Annotated in this window: 29 protein-coding genes and 2 pseudogenes; 17 read left to right on the forward strand and 14 right to left on the reverse strand. The window is 66.0% G+C overall.

Going from position 1 to position 26,228, the window contains the following annotated elements; genetic code table 11:
- Nucleotides 1–40: 40 nt before the first annotated feature.
- Entirely contained in the window at nucleotides 41–886 is an 846-nt protein-coding gene (locus tag EYZ64_RS01520) for a patatin-like phospholipase family protein (protein WP_135451562.1), read from the forward strand.
- A gap of 22 nt (nucleotides 887–908) precedes the next feature.
- On the opposite strand, the pseudogene EYZ64_RS01525 reads toward EYZ64_RS01520, so the two are convergent.
- A pseudogene (locus tag EYZ64_RS01525) lies at nucleotides 909–1,607 on the reverse strand (LysR substrate-binding domain-containing protein); the annotation flags it as partial.
- A 198-nt stretch (nucleotides 1,608–1,805) separates the two neighbouring features.
- Between EYZ64_RS01525 and EYZ64_RS01530 the strand changes: the two are divergent.
- From EYZ64_RS01530 to EYZ64_RS01545, 4 genes are all read left to right on the forward strand, one after another.
- Nucleotides 1,806–2,141, forward strand: coding sequence for a cupin domain-containing protein (locus EYZ64_RS01530; protein WP_502702921.1), 336 nt, complete (start codon nucleotides 1,806–1,808; stop codon nucleotides 2,139–2,141).
- A gap of 19 nt (nucleotides 2,142–2,160) precedes the next feature.
- Entirely contained in the window at nucleotides 2,161–3,093 is a 933-nt protein-coding gene (locus tag EYZ64_RS01535) for an NADP-dependent oxidoreductase (RefSeq protein ID WP_210115444.1), read from the forward strand.
- Between the two features lie 125 nt (nucleotides 3,094–3,218).
- The gene (locus EYZ64_RS01540; protein WP_135451564.1) at nucleotides 3,219–3,767 is read left to right on the forward strand and encodes an NAD(P)-binding domain-containing protein; all 549 of its coding nucleotides are present in this window, start codon (nucleotides 3,219–3,221) and stop codon (nucleotides 3,765–3,767) included.
- Nucleotides 3,767–4,708, forward strand: a complete 942-nt coding sequence (locus tag EYZ64_RS01545) for an NADP-dependent oxidoreductase (protein ID WP_135451565.1) — start codon at nucleotides 3,767–3,769, stop codon at nucleotides 4,706–4,708. Before EYZ64_RS01540 ends, EYZ64_RS01545 begins: the two co-directional genes overlap by 1 nt.
- Here EYZ64_RS01545 and EYZ64_RS01550 read toward each other — a convergent pair.
- A complete protein-coding gene (locus EYZ64_RS01550) occupies nucleotides 4,699–5,193 on the reverse strand; it encodes a MarR family winged helix-turn-helix transcriptional regulator (protein WP_286174558.1) in 495 nt (164 codons plus the stop codon). The two genes, EYZ64_RS01545 and EYZ64_RS01550, sit on opposite strands and share 10 nt — an antisense overlap.
- Before the next feature lie 56 nt (nucleotides 5,194–5,249).
- Here EYZ64_RS01550 and EYZ64_RS01555 point away from each other — a divergent pair, with 56 nt between their 5' ends.
- A complete protein-coding gene (locus EYZ64_RS01555) occupies nucleotides 5,250–5,678 on the forward strand; it encodes an ester cyclase (RefSeq protein ID WP_135451566.1) in 429 nt (142 codons plus the stop codon).
- Here EYZ64_RS01555 and EYZ64_RS01560 read toward each other — a convergent pair.
- Complete coding sequence (locus EYZ64_RS01560; protein ID WP_135451567.1) at nucleotides 5,667–6,551, reverse strand: helix-turn-helix domain-containing protein; 885 nt, start codon at nucleotides 6,549–6,551, stop codon at nucleotides 5,667–5,669. The two genes, EYZ64_RS01555 and EYZ64_RS01560, sit on opposite strands and share 12 nt — an antisense overlap.
- A 156-nt stretch (nucleotides 6,552–6,707) precedes the next feature.
- Here EYZ64_RS01560 and EYZ64_RS01565 point away from each other — a divergent pair, with 156 nt between their 5' ends.
- The 5 genes and pseudogenes from EYZ64_RS01565 to EYZ64_RS01585 all read left to right on the forward strand — a co-directional run bounded on the left by EYZ64_RS01565 (nucleotide 6,708) and on the right by EYZ64_RS01585 (nucleotide 10,933).
- Nucleotides 6,708–7,484, forward strand: a complete 777-nt coding sequence (locus EYZ64_RS01565) for an SDR family oxidoreductase (RefSeq protein ID WP_135451568.1) — start codon at nucleotides 6,708–6,710, stop codon at nucleotides 7,482–7,484.
- A 17-nt stretch (nucleotides 7,485–7,501) separates the two neighbouring features.
- A complete protein-coding gene (locus tag EYZ64_RS01570) occupies nucleotides 7,502–8,236 on the forward strand; it encodes an SDR family oxidoreductase (protein ID WP_135451569.1) in 735 nt (244 codons plus the stop codon).
- 228 nt (nucleotides 8,237–8,464) lie between these two features.
- Entirely contained in the window at nucleotides 8,465–9,562 is a 1,098-nt protein-coding gene (locus EYZ64_RS01575) for a fatty acid desaturase family protein (RefSeq protein WP_135451570.1), read from the forward strand.
- Nucleotides 9,562–9,780, forward strand: a pseudogene (locus tag EYZ64_RS01580) (aldehyde dehydrogenase family protein); the annotation flags it as partial. The gene EYZ64_RS01575 and the pseudogene EYZ64_RS01580, both read left to right, overlap by 1 nt.
- A 10-nt stretch (nucleotides 9,781–9,790) precedes the next feature.
- Complete coding sequence (locus EYZ64_RS01585) at nucleotides 9,791–10,933, forward strand: amidohydrolase family protein (protein WP_135451571.1); 1,143 nt, start codon at nucleotides 9,791–9,793, stop codon at nucleotides 10,931–10,933.
- A gap of 1 nt (nucleotide 10,934) precedes the next feature.
- Here the strand turns inward: EYZ64_RS01585 and EYZ64_RS01590 are convergent, their stop codons facing one another.
- The gene (locus EYZ64_RS01590; RefSeq protein ID WP_135451572.1) at nucleotides 10,935–11,378 is read right to left on the reverse strand and encodes a MarR family winged helix-turn-helix transcriptional regulator; all 444 of its coding nucleotides are present in this window, start codon (nucleotides 11,376–11,378) and stop codon (nucleotides 10,935–10,937) included.
- Nucleotides 11,379–11,566: 188 nt separating this feature from the next.
- Between EYZ64_RS01590 and EYZ64_RS01595 the strand changes: the two genes are divergently transcribed.
- Complete coding sequence (locus tag EYZ64_RS01595) at nucleotides 11,567–12,163, forward strand: hypothetical protein (RefSeq protein WP_135451573.1); 597 nt, start codon at nucleotides 11,567–11,569, stop codon at nucleotides 12,161–12,163.
- A 1-nt stretch (nucleotide 12,164) separates the two neighbouring features.
- On the opposite strand, the gene EYZ64_RS01600 is transcribed toward EYZ64_RS01595, so the two are convergent.
- The 5 genes from EYZ64_RS01600 to EYZ64_RS01620 form a co-directional block, all read right to left on the reverse strand.
- Nucleotides 12,165–13,538, reverse strand: a complete 1,374-nt coding sequence (locus EYZ64_RS01600) for an FAD-binding oxidoreductase (RefSeq protein ID WP_135451574.1) — start codon at nucleotides 13,536–13,538, stop codon at nucleotides 12,165–12,167.
- A gap of 10 nt (nucleotides 13,539–13,548) precedes the next feature.
- Entirely contained in the window at nucleotides 13,549–14,784 is a 1,236-nt protein-coding gene (locus EYZ64_RS01605; protein ID WP_135451575.1) for an alpha/beta hydrolase, read from the reverse strand.
- Nucleotides 14,777–16,345, reverse strand: a complete 1,569-nt coding sequence (gene fadD12, locus EYZ64_RS01610; protein ID WP_502703001.1) for an acyl-CoA ligase FadD12 — start codon at nucleotides 16,343–16,345, stop codon at nucleotides 14,777–14,779. Before fadD12 ends, EYZ64_RS01605 begins: the two co-directional genes overlap by 8 nt.
- Before the next feature lie 75 nt (nucleotides 16,346–16,420).
- Nucleotides 16,421–17,230 (reverse strand): 1-acyl-sn-glycerol-3-phosphate acyltransferase, encoded by an 810-nt coding sequence (locus tag EYZ64_RS01615; RefSeq protein WP_135451577.1) that lies wholly within the window; start codon nucleotides 17,228–17,230, stop codon nucleotides 16,421–16,423.
- Between the two features lie 193 nt (nucleotides 17,231–17,423).
- The gene (locus tag EYZ64_RS01620) at nucleotides 17,424–17,996 is read right to left on the reverse strand and encodes an HD domain-containing protein (RefSeq protein ID WP_135451578.1); all 573 of its coding nucleotides are present in this window, start codon (nucleotides 17,994–17,996) and stop codon (nucleotides 17,424–17,426) included.
- Between the two features lie 59 nt (nucleotides 17,997–18,055).
- Between EYZ64_RS01620 and EYZ64_RS01625 the strand changes: the two genes are divergently transcribed.
- The 3 genes from EYZ64_RS01625 to EYZ64_RS01635 all read left to right on the forward strand — a co-directional run bounded on the left by EYZ64_RS01625 (nucleotide 18,056) and on the right by EYZ64_RS01635 (nucleotide 20,416).
- Nucleotides 18,056–18,895, forward strand: coding sequence for an arylamine N-acetyltransferase family protein (locus EYZ64_RS01625; protein ID WP_135451579.1), 840 nt, complete (start codon nucleotides 18,056–18,058; stop codon nucleotides 18,893–18,895).
- A 63-nt stretch (nucleotides 18,896–18,958) separates the two neighbouring features.
- Nucleotides 18,959–19,882 carry a helix-turn-helix domain-containing protein gene (locus tag EYZ64_RS01630; RefSeq protein ID WP_167857669.1) on the forward strand — a complete coding sequence of 308 codons (924 nt, stop codon included), beginning with the start codon at nucleotides 18,959–18,961 and terminating at the stop codon, nucleotides 19,880–19,882.
- Between the two features lie 3 nt (nucleotides 19,883–19,885).
- Nucleotides 19,886–20,416 carry a dihydrofolate reductase family protein gene (locus EYZ64_RS01635; RefSeq protein WP_135451581.1) on the forward strand — a complete coding sequence of 177 codons (531 nt, stop codon included), beginning with the start codon at nucleotides 19,886–19,888 and terminating at the stop codon, nucleotides 20,414–20,416.
- Here EYZ64_RS01635 and EYZ64_RS01640 read toward each other — a convergent pair.
- Both EYZ64_RS01640 and EYZ64_RS31920 read right to left on the reverse strand, forming a co-directional pair.
- The gene (locus EYZ64_RS01640; RefSeq protein WP_135451582.1) at nucleotides 20,397–21,044 is read right to left on the reverse strand and encodes a TetR/AcrR family transcriptional regulator; all 648 of its coding nucleotides are present in this window, start codon (nucleotides 21,042–21,044) and stop codon (nucleotides 20,397–20,399) included. The two genes, EYZ64_RS01635 and EYZ64_RS01640, sit on opposite strands and share 20 nt — an antisense overlap.
- On the reverse strand, nucleotides 21,028–21,165 hold the full coding sequence (locus EYZ64_RS31920) for a hypothetical protein (protein WP_167857670.1): 138 nt from the start codon (nucleotides 21,163–21,165) through the stop codon (nucleotides 21,028–21,030). Before EYZ64_RS31920 ends, EYZ64_RS01640 begins: the two co-directional genes overlap by 17 nt.
- A gap of 193 nt (nucleotides 21,166–21,358) precedes the next feature.
- On the opposite strand from EYZ64_RS31920, the gene EYZ64_RS01645 reads away from it, so the two are divergent.
- Nucleotides 21,359–22,156 (forward strand): crotonase/enoyl-CoA hydratase family protein, encoded by a 798-nt coding sequence (locus EYZ64_RS01645; RefSeq protein ID WP_135451583.1) that lies wholly within the window; start codon nucleotides 21,359–21,361, stop codon nucleotides 22,154–22,156.
- 15 nt (nucleotides 22,157–22,171) lie between these two features.
- Here EYZ64_RS01645 and EYZ64_RS01650 read toward each other — a convergent pair whose 3' ends face one another.
- The 3 genes from EYZ64_RS01650 to EYZ64_RS01660 all read right to left on the reverse strand — a co-directional run bounded on the left by EYZ64_RS01650 (nucleotide 22,172) and on the right by EYZ64_RS01660 (nucleotide 24,831).
- Nucleotides 22,172–22,393, reverse strand: coding sequence for a hypothetical protein (locus tag EYZ64_RS01650; protein WP_135451584.1), 222 nt, complete (start codon nucleotides 22,391–22,393; stop codon nucleotides 22,172–22,174).
- A 147-nt stretch (nucleotides 22,394–22,540) separates the two neighbouring features.
- Entirely contained in the window at nucleotides 22,541–24,016 is a 1,476-nt protein-coding gene (locus EYZ64_RS01655) for an aldehyde dehydrogenase (protein ID WP_167857671.1), read from the reverse strand.
- A 56-nt stretch (nucleotides 24,017–24,072) separates the two neighbouring features.
- A complete protein-coding gene (locus EYZ64_RS01660; RefSeq protein WP_210115613.1) occupies nucleotides 24,073–24,831 on the reverse strand; it encodes a class I SAM-dependent methyltransferase in 759 nt (252 codons plus the stop codon).
- 48 nt (nucleotides 24,832–24,879) lie between these two features.
- On the opposite strand from EYZ64_RS01660, the gene EYZ64_RS01665 reads away from it, so the two are divergent.
- On the forward strand, nucleotides 24,880–26,049 hold the full coding sequence (locus EYZ64_RS01665; protein WP_135451587.1) for a glycosyltransferase family 4 protein: 1,170 nt from the start codon (nucleotides 24,880–24,882) through the stop codon (nucleotides 26,047–26,049).
- The last annotated feature ends 179 nt before the right edge of the window (nucleotides 26,050–26,228 follow it).

Below are 26,228 nucleotides of genomic sequence, written 5' to 3' on the forward strand. Positions count from 1 at the left end.
TTGGCACGGCACCAGGCGTTCGGTTGAAGGGACACCGATCATGACAACGGCGTTCGTGCTTTCCGGTGGTGGCAGCCTCGGGTCGATTCAGGTCGGCATGTTGCTGGGATTGGCTGAGGCTGGTGTTAGGCCGGAGCTGATCGTCGGCACCTCGGTCGGCGCACTGAACGGCGGCTGGATAGCCTCCTGGCCTGATGTGGCCGGCATCAGACGACTCGCGGAAGTGTGGCGGTCCCTGACACGCAACGAGGTGTTCCCGACGAGCCTGCCAGTGGGGTTCCTGGCATTTCTCGGGCGGGGACGGAATCTGGTACCCGACACCGGGCTGCGGCGGCTGATCAAGGACAACTTGGGTTTTCGCCGGCTGGAAGACGCCCCGATACCCCTGCATGTGGTGGCAACCGACGTCCTGTCAGGACAGGACGTCCTACTGTCCTCCGGAAGTGCGATCGACGCCATCGCGGCCAGCGCCGCGATTCCCGGCGTTCTGCCGCCGGTGCGGATCGACGGCCGCGACCTCTTCGATGGTGGGGTCGTCAACAACACTCCGCTGTCACACGCGGTCGCATTGGGCGCCGACACCGTCTGGGTTCTCCCGACCGGCTACTCATGCGCGATGCCCGAATCGCCAAGAGGTGCATTGGCGATAGGGATGCAAGCCCTGACCCTGGCAATCAATCAGCGTCTGGCCAGCGACATCGAGCGCTTCGAAGGCATCGTCGACATCCGGGTCGTCCCACCCCTGTGCCCGGTACGGATATCACCGATCGACTTCTCGCATTCCGCTGAACTTGTCCGTAGAGCGCACGACTCAACCCGCGAGTGGCTGTCGAAGGATCGCGTCAGTGCCGGTCAAGCAGCCTTGCTCGAGCCGCACCGGGATTGATGGGGAAGCCAGACCCGCCACACTAGCGTGACCTCGTGCGCTGACCAGGCTGCGCGGCGGCGAGGAGAAACTCCGCCAGCTTGGCGCTGGCGGGTCCGAGCCGCGACTGCTCGGCCGAAGCAAGGTAGATCTCCCACACGATTGCCGGTCGCATTTCGATGGCGCGCAGGTCCGGATAGTGGGCCGCTTCACTGGCCGGCATGACGATGGTGCCCAGCCCGTGTCGGACCAGGCGCCCGGCGATCGAATACTCGAGGGCCACCTCGTGGGACACGCGCGCCGCCACGCCTGCGGCAGCGAACGCGGCATCGACGAGACGTCTGAGCCCGAACTCGGACGGGAAGCCGATCAGGTCCTCATCGCAGAGCTCGGTGACCTCGACGGCGTTGCGGTGGGCGAGGGGATGATCGGTGCGGCAGACGAACACCATCGGCTCCTGACACAGCAATTGCATCTCAACCCGGGCGGGGAACCGGTCGGGGGCTGATATCAGAGCCAGATCGAGCGATCCGTCTGCGATCGCCGAAAGATAAGCCACAGAACCAATTTGGCTCTGCCGCAACCTGATGCGGACGAGCGGATAATCGCGGTGGAAGTCGCCGAGTACCTTCGGCACGTCGAGCGTGCCGAACGAGATCAGTGAGCCGAGATCGACTGTGCCCGTCAGTTCCCCGTGGTACGCGCTGACCGCGTCCTTGGCCAGCCGTGCGGTCTGGACCACTTGGCGGGTCCATCGTCGCAGTATCGCGTTTCGCGATAGAGATGATCAATATTGTTCGTTGGACTTGATGGGCCTGCGTTGGTCTGATTGAAGGGCGATGGTTCGAACGAAGGAAATGAACAATGCTGGCTGCAGGCAACGTCAGTCACCGATCTTCTGTGCGTCACCCCGCCATGGATTCCCGATGGCGCACATGCGATGACGCAGATCGTCGAGATCCCACCCGCCGACGAGGGGGTGCAACCGCACCGCCGCTCCGGACCGGTTTTCGGTTACGTCCTGGAGGGTTCGATCCTGTTCGAGCTGGACGGTGAGGCGCCCAGGAAAATTGTTGCAGGCGAACCATTTTGGGAACCGGGCGGGGATGTGGTCCACTATCAGGTCGCGAATCTGGAGCAGCACAACCGCAGCGTGTTCCTGGCGGTCAGTATCTGTGCGCCAGGCGTCGAGATGATCACCATGCTGGATCGCGACGAGATCAAGGCCCGAGACCATCTTCGTCACCCGAGCGCGCGTCAAACCAAGAGTCGTTGACCGAGAAAAGGAGACAACCGTGCAAGCTGTGATTGCAAGCGACCGTGCGGCGGGGTTCGCCGGACTGTCGCTGTCCGAGGTGTCGTATCCGCACGCGGCCGAGAATGACGTTATCGTCCGGGTGCACGCGGCGGCGTTCACCCCGGGCGAGCTTGACTGGCCGGGGACGTGGACGGATCGCGCCGGCCGTGACAGGACGCCGACCATCCCGGGTCACGAAGTATCGGGAACTGTCGTCGAACTTGGCTATGGCACAACGGGTCTGACGATAGGTCAGAGGGTGTTCGGGATCACCGACTGGGCCCGCAACGGCACGCTGGCCGAGTATGTCGCGGTCGAGGCGCGCAATCTCGTCCCGCTGTCGGCCGATGTCGACCACACTGTCGCGGCGGCACTTCCGATCTCGGGCCTGACGGCCTGGCAGGGATTGTTCGACCACGGACACCTCGCGACCGGGCAGACCGTGCTGATCCACGGTGTCGCGGGCGCTGTCGGATCGATCGCGGCGCAGTTGGCGCGCGCATGCGGAGCCCGAGTGATCGGTAGTGGGCGATCTGCGCAGCGGGACGTCGCGCTCGATCTGGGTGCCGACGTGTTCGTGGATCTCGAGCGAGGGTGGCCAGAGGAGGTCGGCCAGGTCGACGTGGTCTTCGACGTCATCGGCGGTGAGATCCTGGATCGCTCGGCGCAGTTGGTGCGGCCGGGCGGCACCCTGGTCACCATCGCGGAACCGCCGCGGGTTCAGCCGGCCGACGCTCGAGCGGTCTTCTTCGTCGTCGAGCCCGACCGCACGCAACTCGCCGCGCTGGAGCGCAAGCTCCGCAAGGGCCGACTGCGGCCGTCCGTCGGTGCGGTAGTTCCGCTCGCGGATGCGGTGTCAGCATTCGATCCGGCACAACGCGTCGCGGGCAAGACGATCATCAGGGTGGTTGACGGGGCATCGATGGGCTGAGTCCTCGCAGGAGTGTGCGGACGCGCGAGAAGTCACTGAGCACGGTATCTGCCCACGGAGAGGCCAACGCGCAACATTTTGCTGATACGTCACCAATCTTGCGAAGTCTGGGTATTGTCGATTCCGTGGAGATCGCCGTGATCGGCAGAGGGCACGTGGGTGGGGGACTGGCCCGGTTGTGGAGTGCCCACGGCCACCAGGTGCGCGCCTTCGGGCGGGAAGGTGGCGATGCCGCCGATGCCGATGTCGTTGTGGTTGCGGTTGCGGCAGCCCAGATTTCGGAGGCTCTGGGTGCGGTGGCCGGGCTGGCGGGTCAACTCACCATCGATGCGTGCAACATCTACACCGACCGTCACGGCGACTTTCCGTCGTTGTCGCATCAGATTCAGTCGATCATCGGTGGTCCGACCGCCAAGGCGTTTTCGACCAATTTCGCCAGTCTCTACGATCGGATCGGCGAGCAGCGGGTGGCGCCGAGCAACCTGTACGCCGCCGATGACGGCGCCCGGTCCTGTGCCGAGCAACTCAGCGTCGATGCCGGTTTTGAGCCGGTGTATGTGGGCCCGTTGGATCCCGGGGCGCGCCTCCTCGAGGACAGCTCCGGCCTGACTCGCGCGTTGGCGGCCACGTCCGGGCCGTTCTTCTACCGCTACGCGCAGCCGGGCCGGCTGTGATGAGGGCGGTGCGGTTCGCTCGTTACGGCGGACCAGATGTCCTCGAGGTGATCGAGGTTCCCCGTCCCACCGCAGGTCTGGGGCAGGTGGTGGTGGCTGTGGTAACCGCGGCCACCAACCCGGGTGAGATCGGTATTCGCGAGGGCCGGTTCGCCGATATCTGGCCGGCCCACTTCCCCGAAGGGCAGGGCAACGATTTCGCCGGGTTCATCGCCGAGATCGGCGACGGGGTTGACGAATTCGTGGTCGGTGACGAGGTCATCGGGTTCGCGCCGCGGCAGGCGCAGGCCGAATACGTCGGGCTCGGTGTCGATCGAGTCGCGCCCAAACCTGCCGGGCTGTCCTGGGAGGCGGCCGCGACCATCGCCGGCGCCGGTGCCACGGCATGGGCATCGGTCGCCGCGGTAAACCCGCAGCCGGGTGAGACCGTGGTGGTGTCCGCCGCGGCCGGCGGTGTCGGGATCTACGCAGCCCAGTTGGCCAGGTTGCGTGGCGCCGAGGTCATCGGCACCTGCGGGGAAGCCAACGTCGACCTCCTGTCCTCGCTGGGAATCGTGCCCGTCCGGTACGGGTCGGGATTGCCCGACCGGCTTCGTGAGTTGGCCCCCAACGGTGTCGACGGCTTCATCGACACTTTCGGGTCGGGCAATGTCTCGCTTGCCATTGGCCTCGGCGTTGAACCCGAACGCATCAACACGCTCATCGATCAGGAAGCGGTCGAGCGGTTCGGGGTGCATTCCGAAGCCCAGGAGGAGGCCGACACTCCGGATATCTGGGCAGAACTCGCAGGCCTGGTCGCGACGGGCGACATCACGGTGCCGATCGCGGCGGTCTACGACCTCACCACCGAACAGGTCCGCCAGGCTTACCGCGATGTCGGTACCCGCCACGTGAGCGGCAAACGCGTTCTTCGGATCGGGCCGGGCGACCGTCAGATATGACGCTCAGTGTCGGTGTCGTCGGTCGTGTATTGGCGGATCGCCACCAGCATGCGGTCCAGCACCACACCCAACGTGTCGAGTTCGTCGTCGGAGATCGGGTCGAAGAACAGTCGCCGGACCAGTGCCACATGGTTGGGTGCGGCGTGTTCGATGGCAGCCTTGCCCGCGGGTGTGAGCCGAACGATCGAACCGCGAGCGTCGTCTGCGTAGAGTTCGCGAGCAACCAAGCCCCGCTTGACCATTCGCGTGACCTGATGCGAGGTGCGACTGCGGTCCCATCCCAGGGCGATACCGAGGTCCTTGGTCCGCAATTGCCCGTCCGGGGCGTCCGACAACGGCACCATCACGGCGTAGTCGGCCGCCGAGATGCCTTCCTGCCGCGACAGTTGGAGGTGGAACGCCGCCTGCAACTCCCGCCGAACATCTCGGTAGGACTGCCAGATCCGTGCTTCTCGTTTAGTGAGCCACCCTGACCTTCTCACCACAGCAACACGCTAGCAGGGCACTTCCCATATCAGCAGCAACAGAAAGGCCGCCATCAATGACCGATCCCGATACTTCCGAGGCCATCAAGGCGGTGGTTCGCCGCAACACCGAACAGGTTCAGGGCCAAGGCGATTTCGTCCTCTTCGAGGAACTGTTCGCCGATGATTTCGTCGACCACACGCCGCAACCCGGCACCACTGCCGACAAGGCCGGGGTGCTGGTGCTCTACAAGCGGCTGCGGGGGGCGTTCAGCGATTTTCGTCCCGAGATCCACTGGCAAACCGCTGACGGCGACATCGTCACCACCTACAAGGTCTACCACGGCACCCATGATGGCGACTTTCTCGGCATCGCCCCTACCGGCAAGCGCATCCAGTTCGAGACGGTCGACGCCATGCGCGTGCGTGACGGCAAGATCAGCGACCACTGGGGTGTAGCCAACTTGTATTCGGTCCTGCAGCAGCTCGGGCAGTTACCGACCTGAGTGGGGGGCCGGCTGGACGTGACGCTCACCGTCGTGCCAGTTGGCAAGTAGTCGTAGCGACGTCTCGTCGGGTGATCCGGGTTCGGTCGTGTACACGATGAGGATCTGATCGGGGTCGCCCGATGGATTGAGCGCCTGATATCTGACGGTGAGGTCGCCGACCAGCGGATGGTGGTAGGCCTTCGTCCCGGTGGTGCGGCGTTCCACGTTGTGGTTCGACCACCACTTGCGGAATTCCACCGACCGGATGGACAGCTCACCGACCAGCGCCGACAGCTTCTCGTCATCGGGGTAGCGGCCGGCGTCCAGGCGCAGCATCGCCACGGTATCGGTGGCCACCTCGTCCCAGTCCGCATACAACTCCCGCGCGTGCGGGTCGAAGAACACGAATCGTGCCTGATTGCGCAATGGGGCAGGAAGTTCACGAAACTCGGTGATGAGCGCACCCGCCAAACGGTTGTGCGCCAGCACATCCAGCCGCCGGCCCAGTACGAACGCCGGAGATGACACCTGGTCGAAAAGCTCCAATAGGCGCAGCGTCGCCGGGTCAACCGATTGTGGCCTCGATCGGCGTTTCCTTTGCGCCGGTTGTGGTTTGGCAATCAGATGAAGATGCTGGCGTTCGGCGTCGTTGAGCCGCAGCGCAGCGGCCAACGCGTCGAGCACATCGGCGGATGCGCTGCGGCTGCGGCCTTGCTCCAGGCGGGTGTAGTAGTCGACACTGACGCCGGCGAGCCTGGCCAGCTCCTCGCGGCGCAGACCCGGTACCCGGCGTCGCTGGGCAGGCCCGTCCAGGCCGACATCTTGCGGGCTGAGCTGGGCGCGTCGGGCGCTGAGGAACTCCGCCAGCTCGGTGGGTCTCCGGTCGCTCATATCAGCAGTCTGCCGCGCCGTGCACCCGTCGGCGGTGCTTTATGGTGGCCCAACTTGTCCCCCGGTACTTCGGGCCAGCCTGTGCCCCCAACAACAACCCTCGGAGCTGTTGTCTCGGATGTACACATCCACGCATTTCCGAAGGGACCGAAGCACATGTCCACAGTCATCACCGCCACCCCGCTGTCCGGCCGCGTCGCCGTCGTCACCGGAGCCTCCAGCGGTATCGGCGAAGCCACCGCATTTCGGTTGGCGTCTTTGGGCGCCAAGGTGGCCATCGCGGCGCGCCGGGCAGACAAGCTCGACGCGCTGGCGGCGCGCATCACGAACGCCGGGGGCACCGCACTCGCGGTGCCGCTCGACGTCACCGATCGCACGGCGGTCAACGCGGCTGCCCAACAGATCGCCGACCAGTTCGGCCCGGTCGACCTGGTATTCAATAACGCTGGGGTTCAACTGATCTCGCCCGTCGAAGACGTCAGGTTCGATGAATGGCAACGTCAGATCGACCTCAACATCACCGGCGTCATGAATGTCATCGGGGCATTCGTCCCGCAGCTGATCGATTCAGCCGCTCACGGCAAACCGGCCGACCTCATCACCACGTCGTCGATCGCGGCGACCCGCGTGCTGGAGAAGTTCTCCGTCTACTCCGGGACCAAGGCGTACATCAGCCAGCTGACCCGGCTGTTGCGCGTCGAGCTCGGCCGCAAGATGGTGCGCGTCTCGACCATCGAACCGGGGATGGTGGATACCGAACTGCCGGACCATGTGACCGACCCCGACGCCAGCCGGTTGATGGCCGACCTCATCAACGACATCGACGTGCTCAGTGCCGCCGACGTCGCCGAAACGGTCGCCTTCATCGCCTCGGTACCCCGGCACGTCAACCTCACCGAAATCACCATCCTGCCCACCCAGCAAGCCGTCTGACCCGAGAGAACACCACCATGACCAACAACCCGAAGACAGTCCTGATCACCGGAGCCAGCAGCGGAATCGGCGAAGCCACGGCACTGCGCCTCGCCGAGGACGGTCACCGGCTCTTCCTGGGCGCCCGCCGCACCGAACGGCTCGACGCCCTGGCCGCGCGTATCGAGACCGCCGGAGGCACCGCATCGTCTCGCCGGCTGGATGTCACCGATGCCGCCGACGTTCAGCAGTTCGTCGGTGGCGCGGTCAGCACCTACGGCGGCGTGGACGTCATGATCAACAACGCGGGCGTCATGCCGCTGTCGGCGCTGGCCGAAAACAAGGTCGACGAGTGGAACCGGATGATCGATGTGAACATCCGCGGTGTACTTCATGGCATCAGCGCGGCGCTGCCCGTGATGCAGGTCCAGGGCAGCGGTCACATTGTCAATGTGGCTTCCATCGGCGCCCACGAAGTGGAACCGACCGCGGCCGTCTACTCCGCGACCAAGTTCGCGGTCTGGGCCATCTCCGAAGGGCTGCGCAAAGAACAGTCCGGGGCCATCAGGGTCAGCGTGATCTCCCCGGGTGTTACCGAATCCGAACTCGCCGAATCGATCTCAGACTCGGCGGCCCGTGAGGCCATGCGTACCTACCGCGCCCTGGCCATTCCCGCCTCCGCTATCGCCGATGCCATCGCATTCGCGATCGGGCAACCCCCGACGGTGGACGTCAACGAGATCATCGTGCGGCCGGCCGCCAGCACGCATTGAACGTGCAGGTTATGCGCGCTCCTATTGGATCGGTTCGTCGCCGAGCACCGTGGTGTGCAGCATGTGGCGCGGGGAGTTGGGCGCGGGCCGTACGTCCGCGCCGCCATTTCGCCTGTCCGGCGAACCTCGATTTCCTGTCGTCAAGCCCGAGCCTTTAGGCTGCGGTCTGGCCCTCGCGGTGGCCGGGATTCCACCGCTCCAACGCTGCACCCACCCGAGGACACCTTGATGGCGATCGCCGATGTCTCCACCTACCTGCATCTCAGCAGCGCGGACGTCGAAGAGATCGCCTATGAACTCGACGTGATCCGCCGAGACGTCGAGGAGTCGCTCGGGGCGGAGGACGCGGCCTATATCCGGCGGGTGATCCATTTCCAGCGGGTGCTCGACGTCGCGTCGCGGCTGGTGATCGCCGGCAGTCGGTCGAAGACCGGTTGGTTGGTGGGAACGTGCGCGCTGGCATATGCGAAGTCCATCGAGAACATGGAACTCGGCCACAACATCTCCCATGGCCAGTGGGATTGGATGAACGATCCCGAAATCCACTCCAATACCTGGGAGTGGGACATGGTCGGGCATTCTGCGCAGTGGCGGTACTCGCACAACTATCGGCACCACGTGTACAGCAATGTGCTCGGCATGGACGAGGACATCGGCTACCGCCTCCATCGGGTCACCACCGACCAGCCGTGGCGCTGGGTCCACCTGGCGACTCCGGTGCGAAACTTGGTGCTGGCAGCGATGTTCGAGTGGGGTATTGCCCTGCACGGCCTGCACTCCGAGCGTCTCCGGCACGAGGCGCCGGACGCTGTGGCGGTGGAGAAGCGAAGGTTTCTCGGCAAGATCGCCCGCCAGCTGAGCAAGGACTATGTGTTCCTGCCCGCGCTGAGCGGACGCCGGTGGTGCCGAACTTTGACGGCGAACCTCACCGCCAACGTGATCCGCAACCTGTGGGTGTACGTGAACATCATCTGCGGGCACATCCCCGACGGCGCCGAGACGTTCGACCCGGCGGTGGTCAAGGACGAGACCAAAGGCGAGTGGTATCTCCGGCAAATGCTCGGGACCGCAAACTTCAACGCGGGCCCGCTGCTGGCGATCTCGGGCGGTCACCTGTGCTACCAGATCGAGCATCACCTGTTCCCCGACCTGCCGAGCAACCGCCTCCCACAGGTCAGCGTTCGCGTGCGGGAACTGTGCGAGAAGTACGACCTGCCCTACAACACGGCATCGCTTCCGCGCCAGCTCTTCCGGACCCAACGGATCATCCATAGCTTGGCGTTTCCCGATTGGATGCTGAGCATCGGCCGGCGACGCCGCAAATAGGCCTGGCCGGGGCGGTATGGACGGCTGATGCCGACCGCGGCGTCAGCATCACCGAACGTGTACAAACGGGCACTTTCGGGGTAAACCAGGGGTACGCAATGGATCCGTTCGCACCGTTCGGCGGCGTCAAGGACAGCGGATAAGGCCCGGAGCTGGGCAGTGAAGGGCTCGAAGGCCATCTCGAGACCAAATCCATCGCCGTCGCAACCGCATGTTGAGGGGACGAAGATGACCGTGACCACCTCGCAGAGGGTTCCCGCCACCGAACGCATCGCGGTGCGCTGCGTCGACTCCGATGTGCATCCCATGCCGCGTCGGGGCGAATTGGGTCAGTACATCCCGGAGCCCTGGCGCAGCAGATACTTCAACACCCACGATGTGGGTGAGCTCATCTACTACGACGCCCCCGACTACGCGCACGCCTACGCCATGCGCGCTGACACGTTCCCGGCCGACGGCGAATTCGCAGGCAGCGATCCTGACCTCGCCTTCCGGCAGTTGATCATGGAGGCCGGTTCGGACATCGCGATCCTGGAGCCCGCGGCCTATGGGGCGCACATCCCCGAGGCCAACCACGCCATGAAGTGCGCGATGAACGACTGGCAGGCCAACCACTGGCTCGACAGTCACAACAACTGGCACGAGCGGTGGCGGGGCTCGATCTGCGTCGCAATCGAGGCTCCGGAGTCGGCGGCGCAGGAGATAGAGCGCTGGGCCGGGCATCCGTACATGGCGCAGATCCTCATCACGGCCGAACCACGGCCGTCGTGGGGGGACCCGAAGTACGACCCGGTATGGGCGGCGGCGACCAAGCATGACATCACCGTGAGCTGTCACCTGGGGCGCGGCGAGTTCGACGAGCTACCGATACCGCCGGTGGGGTTGCCGAGCTACAACCACGACTTCATGGTCACGTACTCGCTGCTGGCGGCCAATCAGGTGATGAGCCTGGTCTTCGATGGCGTGTTCGACCGGTTCCCGACCCTGCGCATTGTGTTGGTCGAGCATGCGTTCAGCTGGATCCTGCCGCTGATGTGGCGCATGGACGCGATCTACGAGGCGCGCAAATCCTGGATGGACATCAAGCGCAAACCGTCCGAATACGTCAAGGACCACATCAAGTTCACCACGCAGCCACTCGATTACCCCGAGGACAAGACCGAGCTGTCGCGGGCCTTCGAGTGGATGGAGTGCGAGAAGATCCTGCTGTTCTCCAGCGACTATCCGCACTGGACGTTCGATGATCCGCGCTGGCTGGTCAAGCACCTGCCCGAGCACGCGCGTGAGGCCATCATGTTCCGCAACGGCATCGAGACCTACAAGCTCCCCGAGACCGTTCCGGTCCTCGAGGGCCAGGTGCGGGTGTTCTGAGTCAGGAGCCAACCGGCCCGCACGCGGTGTCGTCGCGTCCGGCCTTGCGTAACAACGCCTTGAGCTGCTGTTGTTCGGTGGGCGTCAGGCGGTCCAGCACGCGCTGATCAGCCGTGTGGACGGCCTCCTCGGCGCGGGTGAGCAACGCTCGGCCTGCCGAAGTGAGCTCGGCAGGCAGTGCTTTTCCCACCGCTGCCGTATCGCGGCGCACAGTGCCCGCGGCTTCCAGGCGGTGCAGCAGCTGGTTGGTCGCCTGCGCGCTGACATTGGTGTAGCGGGCCAGGTCGGCGCTGGTGAGCCCGGGATTCAGCGAGATGATCCGCAGGCAGACGAACTCCGCCAGTCCGAGTCCGAGCGGAGCGAGAACAGCGGCGGCCTCCGGGCGCAGCGTTGCCGCCACCCGGTGCAGCAGGTATCCCAGCGGCTCGCTGTCTGGGGCAGTCATAGCTGGCATCTTCACACGCGCTGTCCTCATCGACATGCGGACCGGTCGCACCGTTTCGCTCAGAGCTCAAGCAGTTCTCAGCCAGATCTCATTGAATTGGCCCCGAATGGGGCGTATCAAGGAACTTGATACACCTACTGGGCCGCGTTCCGTCGGTCCGGTTGAAAATCTGGAAAAGGATGTGTGACATGGGTTTTGGAGGATTCTTTGGCGGCGGAGGCCCGGGCTTCGGCGGCGGTAACTGCGGTCACGGTGAGCACGGCGGCTTCGGCGGTTTCGGTGCGGGAGCGTTCGGCGGACCCGGCTTCGGCGGCGGTTTCGGTGGGCCGGGCTTTGGGCTCAAGCGCGCGGCGATCGGCACCGCGGCACTGCTACTCGACGGGCCGGCCACGGCTGAACAGATCGTCGAACGCACCACGGAAGCCACCGGTGGTGCGTTCACCCCGCCGCAGGACATCGTCGATTTGGCGATCGCCGCGCTGGCCGGCCGCGGTGTGGTCACCGTGTCCGACGGTGTCGCCACGCTGACCGACTTCGGCACTCAGTTGCTGGCCTGGCGTGGTGTCACCAGCGAGACCGCACATGCGTTCTTGGGCAAGGCGGGCAAGTTCGCGGACGTCATCAAGATCCGCACCGGCCTGCACGAGGTCGCGGGCCTGGCCCGCACCATCGCGTTCACGGGCACGGACGAGCAGAAGGCCAAGCTCGGTGAGGTGCGGACGAACCTGCTCGCGGCGATCACCGAGGCGAAGAAGGCCTTGCACGGGGTGCTGGCCGAAAGCTGAGTCAGCGCAGTACCGAACCCGGATTGAGGATGCCCTGTGGGTCCAGGGCATCCTTGATCCGGCGGGTCAGCGCCATCACGTCGTCGCCGAGTTGCAGTGGCAGCCAATCCCTTTTGAGCCGGCCGATGCCGTGCTCGCCGGTGATGGTGCCGCCCATGGCGATCGCCAGTTCCATGACGCGGGCGAACGCGACCCGGGCCCGCTCACTCATATCCGGATCCTGGGCATCGAACACCACCACCGGGTGGGTGTTTCCGTCACCGGCGTGCGCGACGACGCAGATCAGCACGTCGCAGTCGTCGGCGATGCGCTTGATGCCGGCCACCAGTTCCGGCAGGTCGGGTATCGGCACCGTCACGTCCTCGAGATAGAACGTACCCAGTTGCATCAGGGCCAGGCCCACCAGGCGGCGAGCCGCCGTGAACGCGGCGCCCTCTTCCGGGTCATCGGTCGCGTAAACCTCAGTGGCCCCCGCCTTTTCGCAGGCCTCGACGATGTGCGCGATTTCCTCGGCGGCGGCGCCCGGTGCGTCGGACTGAACCAGCAGCATCGCCTCTGCCGAGCGGTCCAGGCCCATGCGGCGATAGTCCTCGACCGCGTTGATGGTGGCGTGGTCCATCAGCTCCAACATGGCCGGCCGGACCTTCTCGGTGATGGCCACCACCGCGTCGGCGGCGTCCTGCACGGAGCCGAATAGCGCGACCGCGGTCGATGCCGGGGGCTGCGCCGGGATCAGCCGCAGGGTGAGTTCGGTGATCACGCCGAGGATGCCCTCGGAACCCACGAACAGCTTCGTCAACGACAGGCCGGCAACGTCTTTCAGTCGTGGGCCGCCCAACCGCACAGCCGTGCCGTCGGCCAGCACCACCTGCATGCCCAGCACGTAGTCACTGGTGACCCCGTACTTCACACAGCACAACCCGCCGGCATTGGTCGCCGCGTTCCCGCCGATCGAGGAGATTTCGACCGAACCGGGGTCGGGTGGGTACCACAGCCCGTGCTCAGCGGCGGCCTTTTTTACTTCGGAGTTCATCAGACCGGGTTGCACCACCGCGGTGCGGCTCGCGGTGTCGATGCGGATGTCGCGCATCCGTTCGGTGCTGAGAATGATGCCGCCGTCGACCCCGTTGGCGCCGCCGGCAAGCCCGGATCCCGCGCCCCGGGGCACCACGGCGACACGGTGTGCGCTCGCCCACCGCAGCACGGCTTGCACGTCTTCGGTGCTACCGGCCCGCACCACGGCCCGCGGTCGGCCCGCTTCCGGGTCGAGCGCGGCGTCGCGGCGATAGCCTTCGATCAGGGCAGGGTCGGTGATCACCGCGCGATCCGGCAGCGCGGCGGTCAGCGCGGCGATCTCGGTGTCCGGTGTGGACATGTGAAAAATTCTAGTAACCGGAAGCGGCGTCCGCGGTGTTCTGCGCCGTGGCCCTGGCCCGGGCCCAGTTCAGGAACTCCGCGACGGCATCGGCCGTGTAGTGCCCGCGCGGTGAGCCGAAGATGTCGAACGCGTGCTGGGCGTGTGGAATCTCGGCGTAGATCACCGGTGAGTTCGACACCTTGCGCAGTGCAGCCACGAACTCGCGGCCTTCGCCTACCGGGATGACGGAGTCGTCGGCCCCGTGCAGCACGAAGAACGGTGGGGCGTCGGGGTGTACCAGCGTGATCGGTGAGGCATCCTTGTACACCTGGTCATTGGTGGCCAGCGGCAGCTTGACGATGAGCCGCTCCAGCGCCTCGACGAACTCCGCGCGCCCGGTGCCGGTGGTGCTGAACCAGTCGTAGCGGCCGTAGACGGGCACCGCCGCCGCCACCGAGGTGTCGGCATCCTCGAAACCCGGCTGCCACTTGGGATCATTGGGGGTCAGTGCGGCCAGTGCGGTCAGATGCCCACCCGCCGATCCGCCGGTGATGCACACCGCGTCTGGGTCGCCGCCGTATTCGGCGATGTTGGCCTTCACCCACGCCAAGGCCTGTTTCACGTCGATGATGTGGTTGGGCCACGGGTGGCGCGGGCTGATCCGGTAGCCGATCGACACGCAGATCCAGCCCTGCTCGGCCAGGTGACTCATCAGTGGATATGACTGCGGCCGGCGCATACCGATCATCCACGCCCCGCCCGGTACCTGCAGCAACACCGGCGCCTTGCCGTCGAGCGGCAGGTCCGGACGCATCCAGATGTCGGCGAGGTTGGCCCGGTGCGGGCCGTAGTGCACGGTCTTGCGTACGTAGCGGCGCCGGCTCATCGACGTCGAGTACACCTCGCCACGACGTAGGGGCCGCAGCGCCGACGGATACTCGTCGGCCAGGGCTTCACGTACCGGATCTTCGAAGTAGTGCCGCGACTGCACACCGCGACGGTGCACCAGCACCAGCAGTGCCCAGGAAATCGCCTTGAGTAGCAGGGAGATCCGGCCGCTCGCGGACCGGTAGTCGCCACGGATGCCGCGGCGCAGCGCATCCAGGGCCGACCCGGTGATCACCAGCGGGGCGTTCTCCGAAGTCGGCCAGCCGAAGGCGAAGGCGAGGATGGTGCTGTAACCCTTGCGTCCGAGCGGTTTCACTGCGTTGGCAGCGTTGAGCAACTCGGCCGCCGCTGCGAGCAGCCGTCGACGTTCAGCCATCCACCTTCTCCTGGAGTTGGCGTCGGTCGATCTTGCCGGTGCTGTTGCGCGGCAACTCGTCGAGCACGGTGATCTCCCGCGGCACTTTGTAATTGGCCAGGTTCTCGCGAACGTACGCCTTGAGCTCATCGGGGGTGACCGCACCGGAGAGCACCACGAACGCGGCAAGCCGCTGCCCGTACTGCGTGTCATTGACGCCGATCACCGCGGCCTCGGCGACATCGGGATGGCCGGCCAGGACCTTCTCCACCTCGATCGGATACACGTTCTCGCCGCCGGAGACGATCATCTCGTCGTCACGGCCCACCACGAACAACCGGCCCGCCTCGTCCAGGTAGCCCACATCGCCCGACGACATGAATCCCTCGTGGAAATCCTTCGTCGTGCCGGACGTGTAGCCGTCGAACTGGGTCGAGTTGCGCACGTAGATGGTGCCCACCTCCCCGGTGGGGACCTGCCGGAACTCCGTGTCGACGATGCGGATCTCGGTGCCCTCGGCGGGTTTACCCGCTGTGTCGGGGGCGGCGCGCAGATCGGCCGGTGTCGCGGTGGCGATCATGCCGGCCTCGGTGGCGTTGTAGTTGTTGTAGATGATGTCGCCGAACCGGTCCATGAATGCAATGACGACATCGGGACGCATGCGCGATCCGGACGCCGCGGCGAACCGCAGCGTGCGTCCGTCGTAGCGATTCAGCACGTTCTCGGGGAGTTCCATGATCCGGTCGAACATCACCGGCACCACGCACAGGCCCTTGGCCCGGTGCCGGTCGACGAGCTCGAGCGTGGCCTCGGGGTCGAACTTGCGCCGGGTGACGATGGTGCAGGCCATCGATGCCGCGAAGGCCAGCTGGGAGAAGCCCCAGGCGTGGAACATCGGCGCCACGATCACAACCCGCTCTTCGGTGTGCCACGGGGTGCGGTCCAGGATCGACTTCAGCACCTCGGGTCCGCCACCGGAATGCTTGGCGCCCTTGGGCGTTCCGGTGGTGCCCGAGGTCAGCAAGATGACCTTGCTCTTCTCCTCGGCGCGCCGCGGCTCCGCACCGCGGTGCTGCTCGACGAGCTTGGCCACGGTGACGTCGTGGATGTTGGTGTCGGTCCACGCCACGATCCGTGCGGCGCTGGGCCGGTCCGACAGGGCCCGGTCGACCGTTTCGGTGAACTCTTCGTCGTAGATGACGGCGTCGACCGCTTCGCGGTTGACCACCTCGGCCAGCGCCGGTGCGGCGAACGACGTGTTGAGCAGCAGCACGTCGGCGCCGATGCGGTTGGCGGCGATCAGCGACAGCACGAAGCCGCGGTGATTGCGGGCCATGATGCCGAGCACTTTCGGTTCACCGCCCGGCAGTGCCTGCAGGCCGGCGGCCAGCGCGTCGGCCTGTTGGTCCACCTGCTGCCAGGTCAGCGTTCCCAGTTCGTCGACCAGGCCGGGCCGGTTCGGGCAGCGGACCGCCGAGGCCGCGAAACCCGAAGTGACGCTCATGTTCTCGCGCGCCATGGCCGCGGCGATGCGCAGGTACTTGTCCGGGCGCATCACCGTGATGATTCCGGCCCGGCGCATGGTGGTGACCAGGCCGACGGTGTCGGTGACCCGGTCCAGCGGTCCCGTCAGCAGATCGAGCGGGTTCACCGGTGATCAGCCGATCACCGGGAAGCGGCGCTCTTGGGCCAGCTCGTCCAGCGCGCGCTGCATGACCCGGCGGACGTGTGCGTCGACCTCGTCGATATCGGGGTTCTCGCCGAACTCGGCCTCGATGTCGATCGGCTCCAGCGTCTTCATCACAATCTTGCTGGGCAACGGGACATTGAGCGGCAGCACCGCCGACAGGCCGAACGGGAAACCGAACGACACCGGCACGATCTTGGTGCGGGCCATCCGTGCGATCGGGCCGAGCGCCTTGGCCACTCCGGTGCCGCGGGACAGGAACAGCTGGGTCTCCTGGCCGCCGATGCCGACCATCGGAACGATCGGCACGCCTGCGTTGATGGCGGCCTTGATGTAGCCGGTGCGCCCGGCGAAGTCGATCTTGTTGGCCGACAAGGTCGGCCGATACACGTCGTAGTCACCGCCGGGGAACACCACGACCACGCCGCCTGAACGCAGCGCCTCGTCGGCGTTCTCGTGGCTGGCCCGGATGAAGCCGGTCTTCTTGAAGAAGGCCGCGGTCGGGCCGGTCATCAACATGTCATGGCTGAGGGTGTAGACGGGACGTTCGTAGCCGAACTTCTCGTAGAAGCCCGTCGCGAACACCGGCACGTCCAGGGCGAACAGGCCACCGGAATGGTTCGACACCACGAGCGCGCCACCGTTGGGGAAGCTGTCCAGCCCGCGCACCTCGGCGCGGTGGTAGCCCTTGATGAGCGGCCGCAGGAAGCCCATGACCTTTTCGGTCAGGCCCGGATCCCACTTGGTGATTTCGGACGGGTCGATGTCGGTCGCAGCCACAGGGTCCCCCTGATGTGGATTGGAACGTGTTCTAGTTTTGCTAGTGTACCCAGGTCGCAGGTGAAAAACCCATTTGCTTTGCGGGTCCGTATACCTACCGCCGGGTAGCTGCGAACAATCCTCTCAAAACCACAGGTCGCGCGGCGTGGCTATGAGATCAACGGATTCGTCACAGTCGGCGGCATCCGATACCTCAGCTGTTCAGCTCACCGATTTCGTCGGTGACATTGCGTCTGGCCTGCTCCTCCCAGCGTTCCCGGCCGGGCGCGGTGTGGAAGATCTGCCCGGCGAGCAACGCCGAGAGCACTCGAGCCCGTGCAGGTTTGAACAGGTCGTCTGGCACCGCCGCATATTCGTCGCGCACCGCGTCGGCGTATTGCCGATAGCGGACTGCCGGCGCACCGAGCACTGACAGGTCGGCGTCGCTGAGCACCGCGGCGTTCGCGTCGCCGTTGTCGACTTTGTGGAACTTGGTCGCCAGGACGAGTCGCGCCACTTCGTCGCAGTCCGGAGATCCGTCCAACATTTGGCGGGCCAACATTGCCGAGCGGTCTTCGTTGTCGTTGCGGCCGACGTCGTAGATCGCGTCGTGGAACCACGCCGCGAGTTCGACGGCTTCCCGATCGAACTGCAGCCCGTCCCCAGCAAGGACGTCGATCGCGTCGAGCACTTCGTGTAGGTGCGCAACGTTGTGGTGCCTGCGGTGGGATTCCGACCAACGGGCCAGCAGATCGTCCCGCAGTCCCTCGGTTAGGTGGGCAGCCATGGGTCCAGTGTCCTCCGCGGTTGACCTGAACCAATGTTGAGGCAGCATGATTGACGGTCATGGGATTCGACCTCCCCGGCTACTTCGGCCGGATCGGCTATCACGCTTCGACGCAACCGGACTCCGACACCTTGCGGGGCATCATCGCCGCACACGGCCGCTCCATCCCGTTCGAGAACCTGGACCCGCTGCTGGGCATCCCGGTCGGCGATCTGAGCGCTGCGGCGCTGTCGGACAAGCTCGTCACCCGCCGCCGCGGCGGCTACTGCTACGAGCACAACGGACTTCTCGGATATGTCCTCGACGAGCTGGGGTACGGCGTCGAACGCCTGGCCGGGCGGGTGATCTGGATGAAGGAACCCGACGCGCCGTTGCCCGCCCTCACCCACAACGTGCTGGCCGTGACGGTGCCGGGGGAGGCCGGACGGTACCTGGTCGACGTCGGCTTCGGCGGGCAGACGCTGCCCTCGCCGATCCGGCTGCAGACCGGTGCGGTCCAGCAGACCCGCCACGAGCCCTACCGACTGCTCGAGCTGCCGACCCGCCATGAGCCGGAGTACGAGTTGGCCGCCCAGGTCCGCGGGGCGTGGCAGCCGCTGTACCGGTTCACCACCGTGCCGCAGCCGTGCATCGACCTGGAGGTCGGAAGCTGGTATGTGTCAACGCATCCGGGTGGCATTTTCGTCGTCGGGCTGTCTGCGGCGCTCGTCACCGACGACGCCAGGATCAACCTGCGCGGCCGGAACCTGGCCATTCACCGTCACGGCGAGACCGAGCGGATCCGATTCGACACCGCCGCACAGGTTCTCGACGCGCTCACCGAACGGTTCGGCGTCAACCTGTCCGATCTCGACGGCGTCGATGTCGAGGCCCGGGTGGCGCAGGTGCTGGACAGCTGAGTGCTCCCGGGTGACCACAGCAGGAAATGTCATGTTCCTCGGGCCGGCGGCCGACCATACTCGGTGACCGTGGAGGACCAACCGAACGGACGTGACCGGCTCCGTGAACTGCTCGACGCCGTCGTCGACGACGACAACTCGGGCGTCGGCGACATGGCCCGCAGCAGTTACGCCTCGGAGTTCCACTTTTCCCGGGAGGTGCGCAGGCTCACCGGGGAACCACCTGCAGCACTGCGCCGGCGGGTCATGCTCGAGCGTGCGGCCTGGCGGTTGCAGCAGGGTGCCGGGGTGGCCGAGGTGGCGGAGTCCGAGGGGTGGTCGTCGGCCGAGGTTTTCTCCCGGGCGTTCCGCCGTGCGTTCGGGGTGCCTCCGTCCCGCGCCGACGATGTCGGGTTCCGGTTGACCGCTCCCAACGGAGTGCACTTCCATCCGCCACAGTCGTTGTGGTGTGACGCCGACCCGGGGGAGGCGTCCGGTCCGGATATCGCCCAGTTCATGCTCGTGCACGATGTCGCCGACACCGAGTACCTGATCGGTGCGGCCACGGGCCTGTCCGAACAGCATTGGACACAGGAGATTTCGCCGGGGCAGGTGGTGCTGGACTGGGACGGTCCGGAGCCGAGCGTCGCGGCGGCACTCGGGGCGGTCGTGTGGACCAAGGAGGTCTGGCTGGCGACCATCGAGGGCCGGGACTTCCCCTCGCGCGACACCACCAGGAGCGCGACGGCCGAGCAGCTCGCCGCGCACCACCGTGTCATCGGAAAGCGCTGGACCACACTGATATCGGAGTACTCTGCTGCGGGCCGGCTGGGCGACACCGTGATCGATGCGTTGTGCGATCCACCGGAATCTTTTCAGCTGTACGGGATCGTCGCGCACGTGCTGACCTATTCGGCTCATCGGCGTGCACTCGTACGGGGCATGTTGGCCCGACACGGTGTCGACGTCGACCGGGGAGACCCACTGGAATGGATGAGGAAGGACTGACTGGTGAAGACCGTGTACTACACCGCGTCGAGCTTGGACGGGTTCATCGTCGACACCGAGGACAGCCTGGACTGGCTGATCTCGCGGAACATCGATCAGCAAGGCCCGTTCGGGTACGACGAATTCATCAAAACCATTGGCGCGCTGGCGATGGGGTCGGCTACCTACGAGTGGATCGTGAAGAACCATCCCGAGGAATGGGGGTACGACCAGCCGACGTGGATGCTGACCCATCGGCCGCAGATCATCTCCACCGAGTATCCGGTGCAGGTGTTCTCCGGAGATGTCGCTGAGCTGCACCCGAAGCTGGTCGAAGCTGCGGCGGGAAAGGATGTGTGGGTGGTCGGCGGAGGCGACGTCGCCGCCCAGTTCGTCACGGCCGGGCTGATCGACGAGATGATCGTCAGCTATGCGCCCTGCACGCTGGGGGCGGGATCGCCGGTCCTGCCGGTCCGTTCGGAGTGGGCGCTGGCCGAATCTGCGCTCAACGGCGACTTCGTCTGCGCCCGCTGGGTCAGGGCGTCGGCCGACTGAACCGGGGCACACCGTTACGCCGGACGAATTCCCTTGATTTGATCAGGAATTCGAGTTGTCGGGCCACGTCGTGCAATGGATCGACCGATCTTGACGACCGGCATAGCACCACGGCGCCCTCCAAGGAAGCGATGCACATCACCGCCAGGGAGGATGCGTCGGATTCGTCGAAACCGTCGGCGGCGAAGGCCACGGTCAGGGCGGTGCGCCAGCGGTCGAAGATGGCGGCGGCCGCCGCGGTGAGATCAGGATCTTCGTCTGGGGCGGCGATCGCCACCGCGACCACCGGGCAACCCGCGGTGAAATCGCTTCCGGTGAGCATGCGTTCCCAGAATTCGACGAATCGGTGCACCAGATCCCATGCGCTGCCGGAAGTTTCGGCGTCGATGACGTCGCCGATCGTGTCCGCGGCGAACTGGAGCGCCTCGATCAGGATCTGACGGCGGCCGTCGGGGAAGTGGTGGTAAACCGAACCGCGCGGTGCGCCGCTGCGGGCGAGTACTTCGTCGATCGTGACTCCGGCCGCGCCCCGCTCGCGCAGCACCTCGACCGCGCTGCCGAGCATGCGGGCGCGGGTGGAGCCGCGCTTGTTCCGCGGCTTCGTGGCGGTGTCAGGCGACCCGGTCATGCAGGAATTGCGAGGAACAGCGAAGCAACATCCGCGGGGTGATGGCGCGCACCGGGGTGTGCGGTGTGCGGACCCGACGGGTGAACCGGTGACCGGCGAGGTTGAGTTCGACGACCCACATCGCGCACCACCCTTCTATGTCATCCACCATAGAAATGGCGGAATCCTCGCATGAAGTCGAGTATCCAACGAACATGCTTGCAAACAAAAGACTAGCAGGTGAACCGCTTCTGAACAGGTCCTCACCGGGATCGCGGGCCGACGCGCAATTATGTCTTCTTGCATAATTCTGCGAGCGGGCGTTGACTGCCCCTATGACGACTGACCCGGCCTTCGACACCCTCACGCTGCAGCGGGATGGCCACGTCCTGCTGATCGGGCTGAACCGCCCCGAGAAGCGCAACGCGTTCAACGTCGCGATGCTCACCGATCTTTCCCTCGCCTACGGTCTGCTCGAATCCGACGACGACCTGCGCGTCGGTGTGCTGTTCGCGCACGGCGAGCACTTCACCGCCGGCCTCGATCTCGTCGATGTGGCGCCGTATGTGGCCAGTGGCGATTTGCCCATGCCCGAGGGCGGTCGTGACCCGTGGCGCCTCGACGGCGACTGGACGAAACCGGTGGTCGCCGCCGCCCAGGGTCGATGCCTGACCCTCGGCATCGAACTGCTCCTGGCCGCCGACATCCGAGTCGCAGCGCGGGACACCCGGTTCGCCCAGATCGAGGTGCTCCGGGGCATCTATCCGTTCGGCGGCGCCACCCTGCGACTGCCGCGTCAGACCGGCTGGGGCAATGCCATGCGGTGGCTACTCACCGGTGACGAGTTCGACGCGGCCGAGGCGCACCGGATCGGGCTGATCCAGGAAGTCGCGCCGGATGCCGATACGGCGATCGCCCGAGCCCGCGAGATCGCGCACACCATCGCCGATCGCGCCGCACCGCTCGGGGTCCGGGCCACCCTCGCCTCGGCTCACACCGCCCGGCGCGAGGGCGATGCCGCGGCGATCGCCCGACTGCGGCCCGTCGTTGCCGAACTGTTCGCCACCGCTGATGCCGCCGAAGGCGTGCAGTCCTTCATCGAGCGACGGGCCGCGAACTTCCAGGGCCGCTGACTATCAGCTGGAAAATCAGCCGGCGGACTCCAGGGCGACGAGCGCCGCGGCCACGGCGAAGAACTTGTTCGACCCGAGCTGGCGCACGGTCTTGATGTTGAACGCCGCGGCGAGATGCTCGGCGTCGGCGTCGGTGACCCCGGCCAGCGCCGCAGGCGAGGCGTCCAGGATCTCCTTGAGTGACTTGCTCTCGTAGGCCTTGTCGAGCGACTTGTCTAGATCAACGGAAACTGCCATGGGGATCTCCTTGCATCTCGGTGCCGGATGAACCCGCGTCACGCTAGTTCGCGAACCTGAATCTTGGCTGTCCACTTCCTGGGCGAAAGAACGCGAATGTCCCGCAAAACCAGGGTTTTGCGGGACATTCGCATCTTGTCGTGAGTTTTACTCCGGGGTGTAGCCAAACGGCAGCAGCACACTCTTGGCCTGGGTGTAGGCGTCGATGCCCTCCGGGCCGTTCTCGCGGCCGATGCCCGAGTTCTTGAAGCCACCGAACGGGGCGCCCGGATCGAAGGCGTACATGTTCACCGCGTAGGTGCCGGTCCGGATCTTCGAGGCGATCTCGACGGCCTTCGGGAAGTCCGTCGTGTACACGCTGCCGGCCAGACCGTACGGCGAGTCGTTGGCGATGCGGATCGCGTCTTCCTCGGTGTCGAACGGGATCACCACGAGCACCGGCCCGAAGATCTCCTCCTGGGCGATGGTCATCGAGTTGTCGACGTCGGCGAAGACGGTCGGCTGCACGAACCAGCCCGAATCCAGGCCCTCGGGACGGCCACCGCCGGTGACGATGCGGGCACCCTCCTCGACACCCTTCTTGATGTAACCCTCGACCCGCTCGCGCTGCTTCTCGGAGATCAGCGGGCCGATCATCGAGGCCGGGTCGTCGGGCAGACCGACCGGCATGGCGGCGACGGCGGCCGAGAGCTTCTCGACGACCTCGTCGTACCGCGACCGCGGAGCCAGGATGCGGGTCTGGCCCACGCAGGCCTGGCCGCAGTTCATCAGGCCGGAGAACACCAGCATCGGCAGGGTGGAATCCACGTCGGCATCCTCGAGGATGATCGCCGCGGACTTGCCGCCCAGTTCCAGCGTGCAGGGCTTGAGCTTCTCGGCGGCGATCTTGCCGATCTCCTTGCCGACGCCGCTGGAGCCGGTGAAGGTGAACTTGTCCAGCTCGGGATTGGCGGTCAGGGCGCGACCGGTCTCCGGGCCGCCCGGGACCACCGAGAGCACGCCCTCGGGCAGGCCGGCCTCGGTGAGTACCTCGGCGAACAGGTTGGTGGTCAGCGGGGTCTCACCGGCCGGCTTGAGCACGACGGTGCAGCCGGCGAGCAGGGCCGGGCCCAGCTTGTTACAGGCCAGGAAGAAGGGCACGTTCCAGGCGATGACGGCGCCGACGACACCGATCGGCTCCTTGATGACCAGGGTCTGGCCGTAGATGCCGTCGCGGATGTCTTTCCAGTCGTACTTGTCGGCCGCACCGGCGTAGTACTGCAGGCTCGAGACGCCCGCGCCGAACTGCATCATGTCGACGATGGTCGGCGGCTGGCCTGTCTCCAGCTTCAGCAGGTGCTTGAAGTCCTCGGCCCGCTCGTTGATGAGCTCGACGGCCTTGGCCAGCACGGCCTGGCGCTCCTCGGGGGACATGTGGGGCCACGGGCCCTCGTCGAACGCTTTGCGGGCCGCGGCGCACGCGGCGTTGACGTCAGCCTCGGCAGCGAGTGGCACCTGGCCGACCTTCTCGCCGGTCGCGGGGGAGAACACCTCGATGACCTCGGAGGTAGCGGGTTCCACCCATTGGCCGCCGATGAACAGCTTGTCGAATTCCGTCCTGATGGCGGCTGAACTCTGTGTCATGAGCGTCACATTACCTAGATTTCCTAGAAAAACGAGAACCTGTTCCAGTGAACGGGTCAGGACGGCTGAAGAACCAGCACCAGATTGCTCACCAGGAACTCCCGCAACCCAGGTACCGAGGTCATCCACCACGCCCATCGTGGGTGGTAGCGGGGAAAAGCGGCGATGAGGGCGCCGGTGCTGGCGGCCCATTGCAGGCCGTCGCCCGCCGACACCGCGAACAACGACGAGCCGTAGTCGTTCTTGGGTCGATGTCCGTGTTTGCGGGTGTAGCGTTCGGCCGCCCGGGCTCCGCCCAGATAGTGCGTCAACCCCATTTCATGGCCGCCGAACGGGCCCAGCCACACCGTGTAGGACAGCACCGCCAGCCCGCCGGGCTTCGTCACCCGCAACATCTCGTTGCCCAACCGCCACGGGTGCGGGACATGCTCGGCGACATTGGACGACAGGCAGATGTCGACACTGTCGTCGGCGAACGGCAGGGCCATCCCGGAGGCTCGGACGAAGGTGCCCTCTGCCGCGTCGGCGGCCGGGCCCGCGTGCATTTCACGAGGATCCGGCTCTACCCCGATGTAACGCATGCCGGCGTGATCGAACGCCGACGCGAAGTAACCGGGCCCACCGCCCACGTCGAGCACCGTGCGTCCGGCGGCGGATTCGCCGGTGGCCGCCGTCCATAAATCGGTGGTCATGGCGACGGTATCGGCGGCCAGCGCCCCGTAGAAACGGGCCGGTTCGCTCTGCTCGAACCGGAACTGCGCCAGCAGACGCACCGATCGGCTCAGGGTCGCCCGGCGGGCGAAGCGCGCGGAGATGTCGCTGGGCTGCACCCGCCCAACCTACTGACCGGTACCCTCAACACGATGTCTGCCCGTACTGATCCACGCCTGCGGAGCGTCCTGCTCTTGTGCTGGCGCGACACCGGGCATCCCCAGGGCGGCGGCAGCGAGGCCTATCTGCAGCGGATCGGCGCGTGTCTGGCCGACGACGGCGTCAACGTCACGTTGCGCACCGCGCGTTACCCGGGGGCGGCCCGCCGCGAGGTGGTCGACGGTGTGCAGATCAACCGGGCCGGTGGTCCCTACAGCGTGTACATCTGGGCCGGGCTGGCCATGGTGGCCTCCCGCGTCGGCCTCGGGCCGTTGCGCGGGGTCCGGCCCGACGTGGTCGTCGACACCCAGAACGGGCTGCCGTTCCTGGCGCGGCTGGCGTTCGGCCGCCGGGTCGCGGTGCTCGTGCATCACTGCCACCGGGAACTGTGGCCGGTGGCCGGCCCGGTGCGCGGCCGGATCGGCTGGTTCGTCGAGTCCAAACTCTCCCCGCGACTGCACCGTCGCAACCAGTACGTCACCGTGTCACTGCCCTCGGCCCGTGATCTCAATGAGCTCGGGGTGGACTCCGGCCGGATTGCGGTGGTGCGCAACGGGCTTGACGAGGCTCCCGGTCCGACGCTGGAGCTGCCGCGGTCGACCAGCCCGCGGCTCGTTGTGCTGTCACGGTTGGTGCCGCACAAGCAGATCGAAGATGCCCTGGAGGCGGTCGCGGCACTGCGTGCCGAGGTCCCCGGGTTGCACCTGGACATCCTGGGAGGTGGATGGTGGCAGCGGCGGCTGGTCGAGCACGCCGAACTTCTCGGCATCTCCGATTCGGTGACGTTCCACGGTCACGTTGACGAAGAGACCAAACACCGTGTGCTGCAGCAGAGTTGGGTGCACGTTCTGCCGTCGCGCAAAGAAGGCTGGGGACTTGCCGTCACCGAGGCCGCCCAGCACGGGGTGCCCACCATCGGGTATCGCGCATCCGGCGGGCTGACCGACTCGATCGTCGACGGGGTCACCGGGTTGTTGGTCGAGGATCGCGACGCGCTGGTCGCGGGGATCCGTCAGCTGTTGAGTGACCCCGTGATGCGCGTCCAGCTGGGCAGCAAGGCTCAGACCCGCAGCGACGAATTCTCCTGGAGGCTCAGCGCGGACGCGATGCACGCCGTGCTGGGATCGGTGCACGAGGGCCAGTACGTCAGCGGGCTGGTGTAGTCAGCGCGGCCGTCAGTCGGCGTGGTGGTCACACCAGTCACAGCTTTCGGAGCGATATCCGATGTGCCCGGCTGTTAGCGACAATCCAGCGACAGGTGGCACTCCAGTAACGCTGGCCCCACTAAACTCATTGCCGTTGCGCATTTTTGGCACTTGAGCATCATCGACCCCGTGAACCA

Origin of the sequence: Mycobacterium sp. DL99 (assembly GCF_004762045.1) — a bacterium.
Lineage (GTDB): Bacteria > Actinomycetota > Actinomycetes > Mycobacteriales > Mycobacteriaceae > Mycobacterium.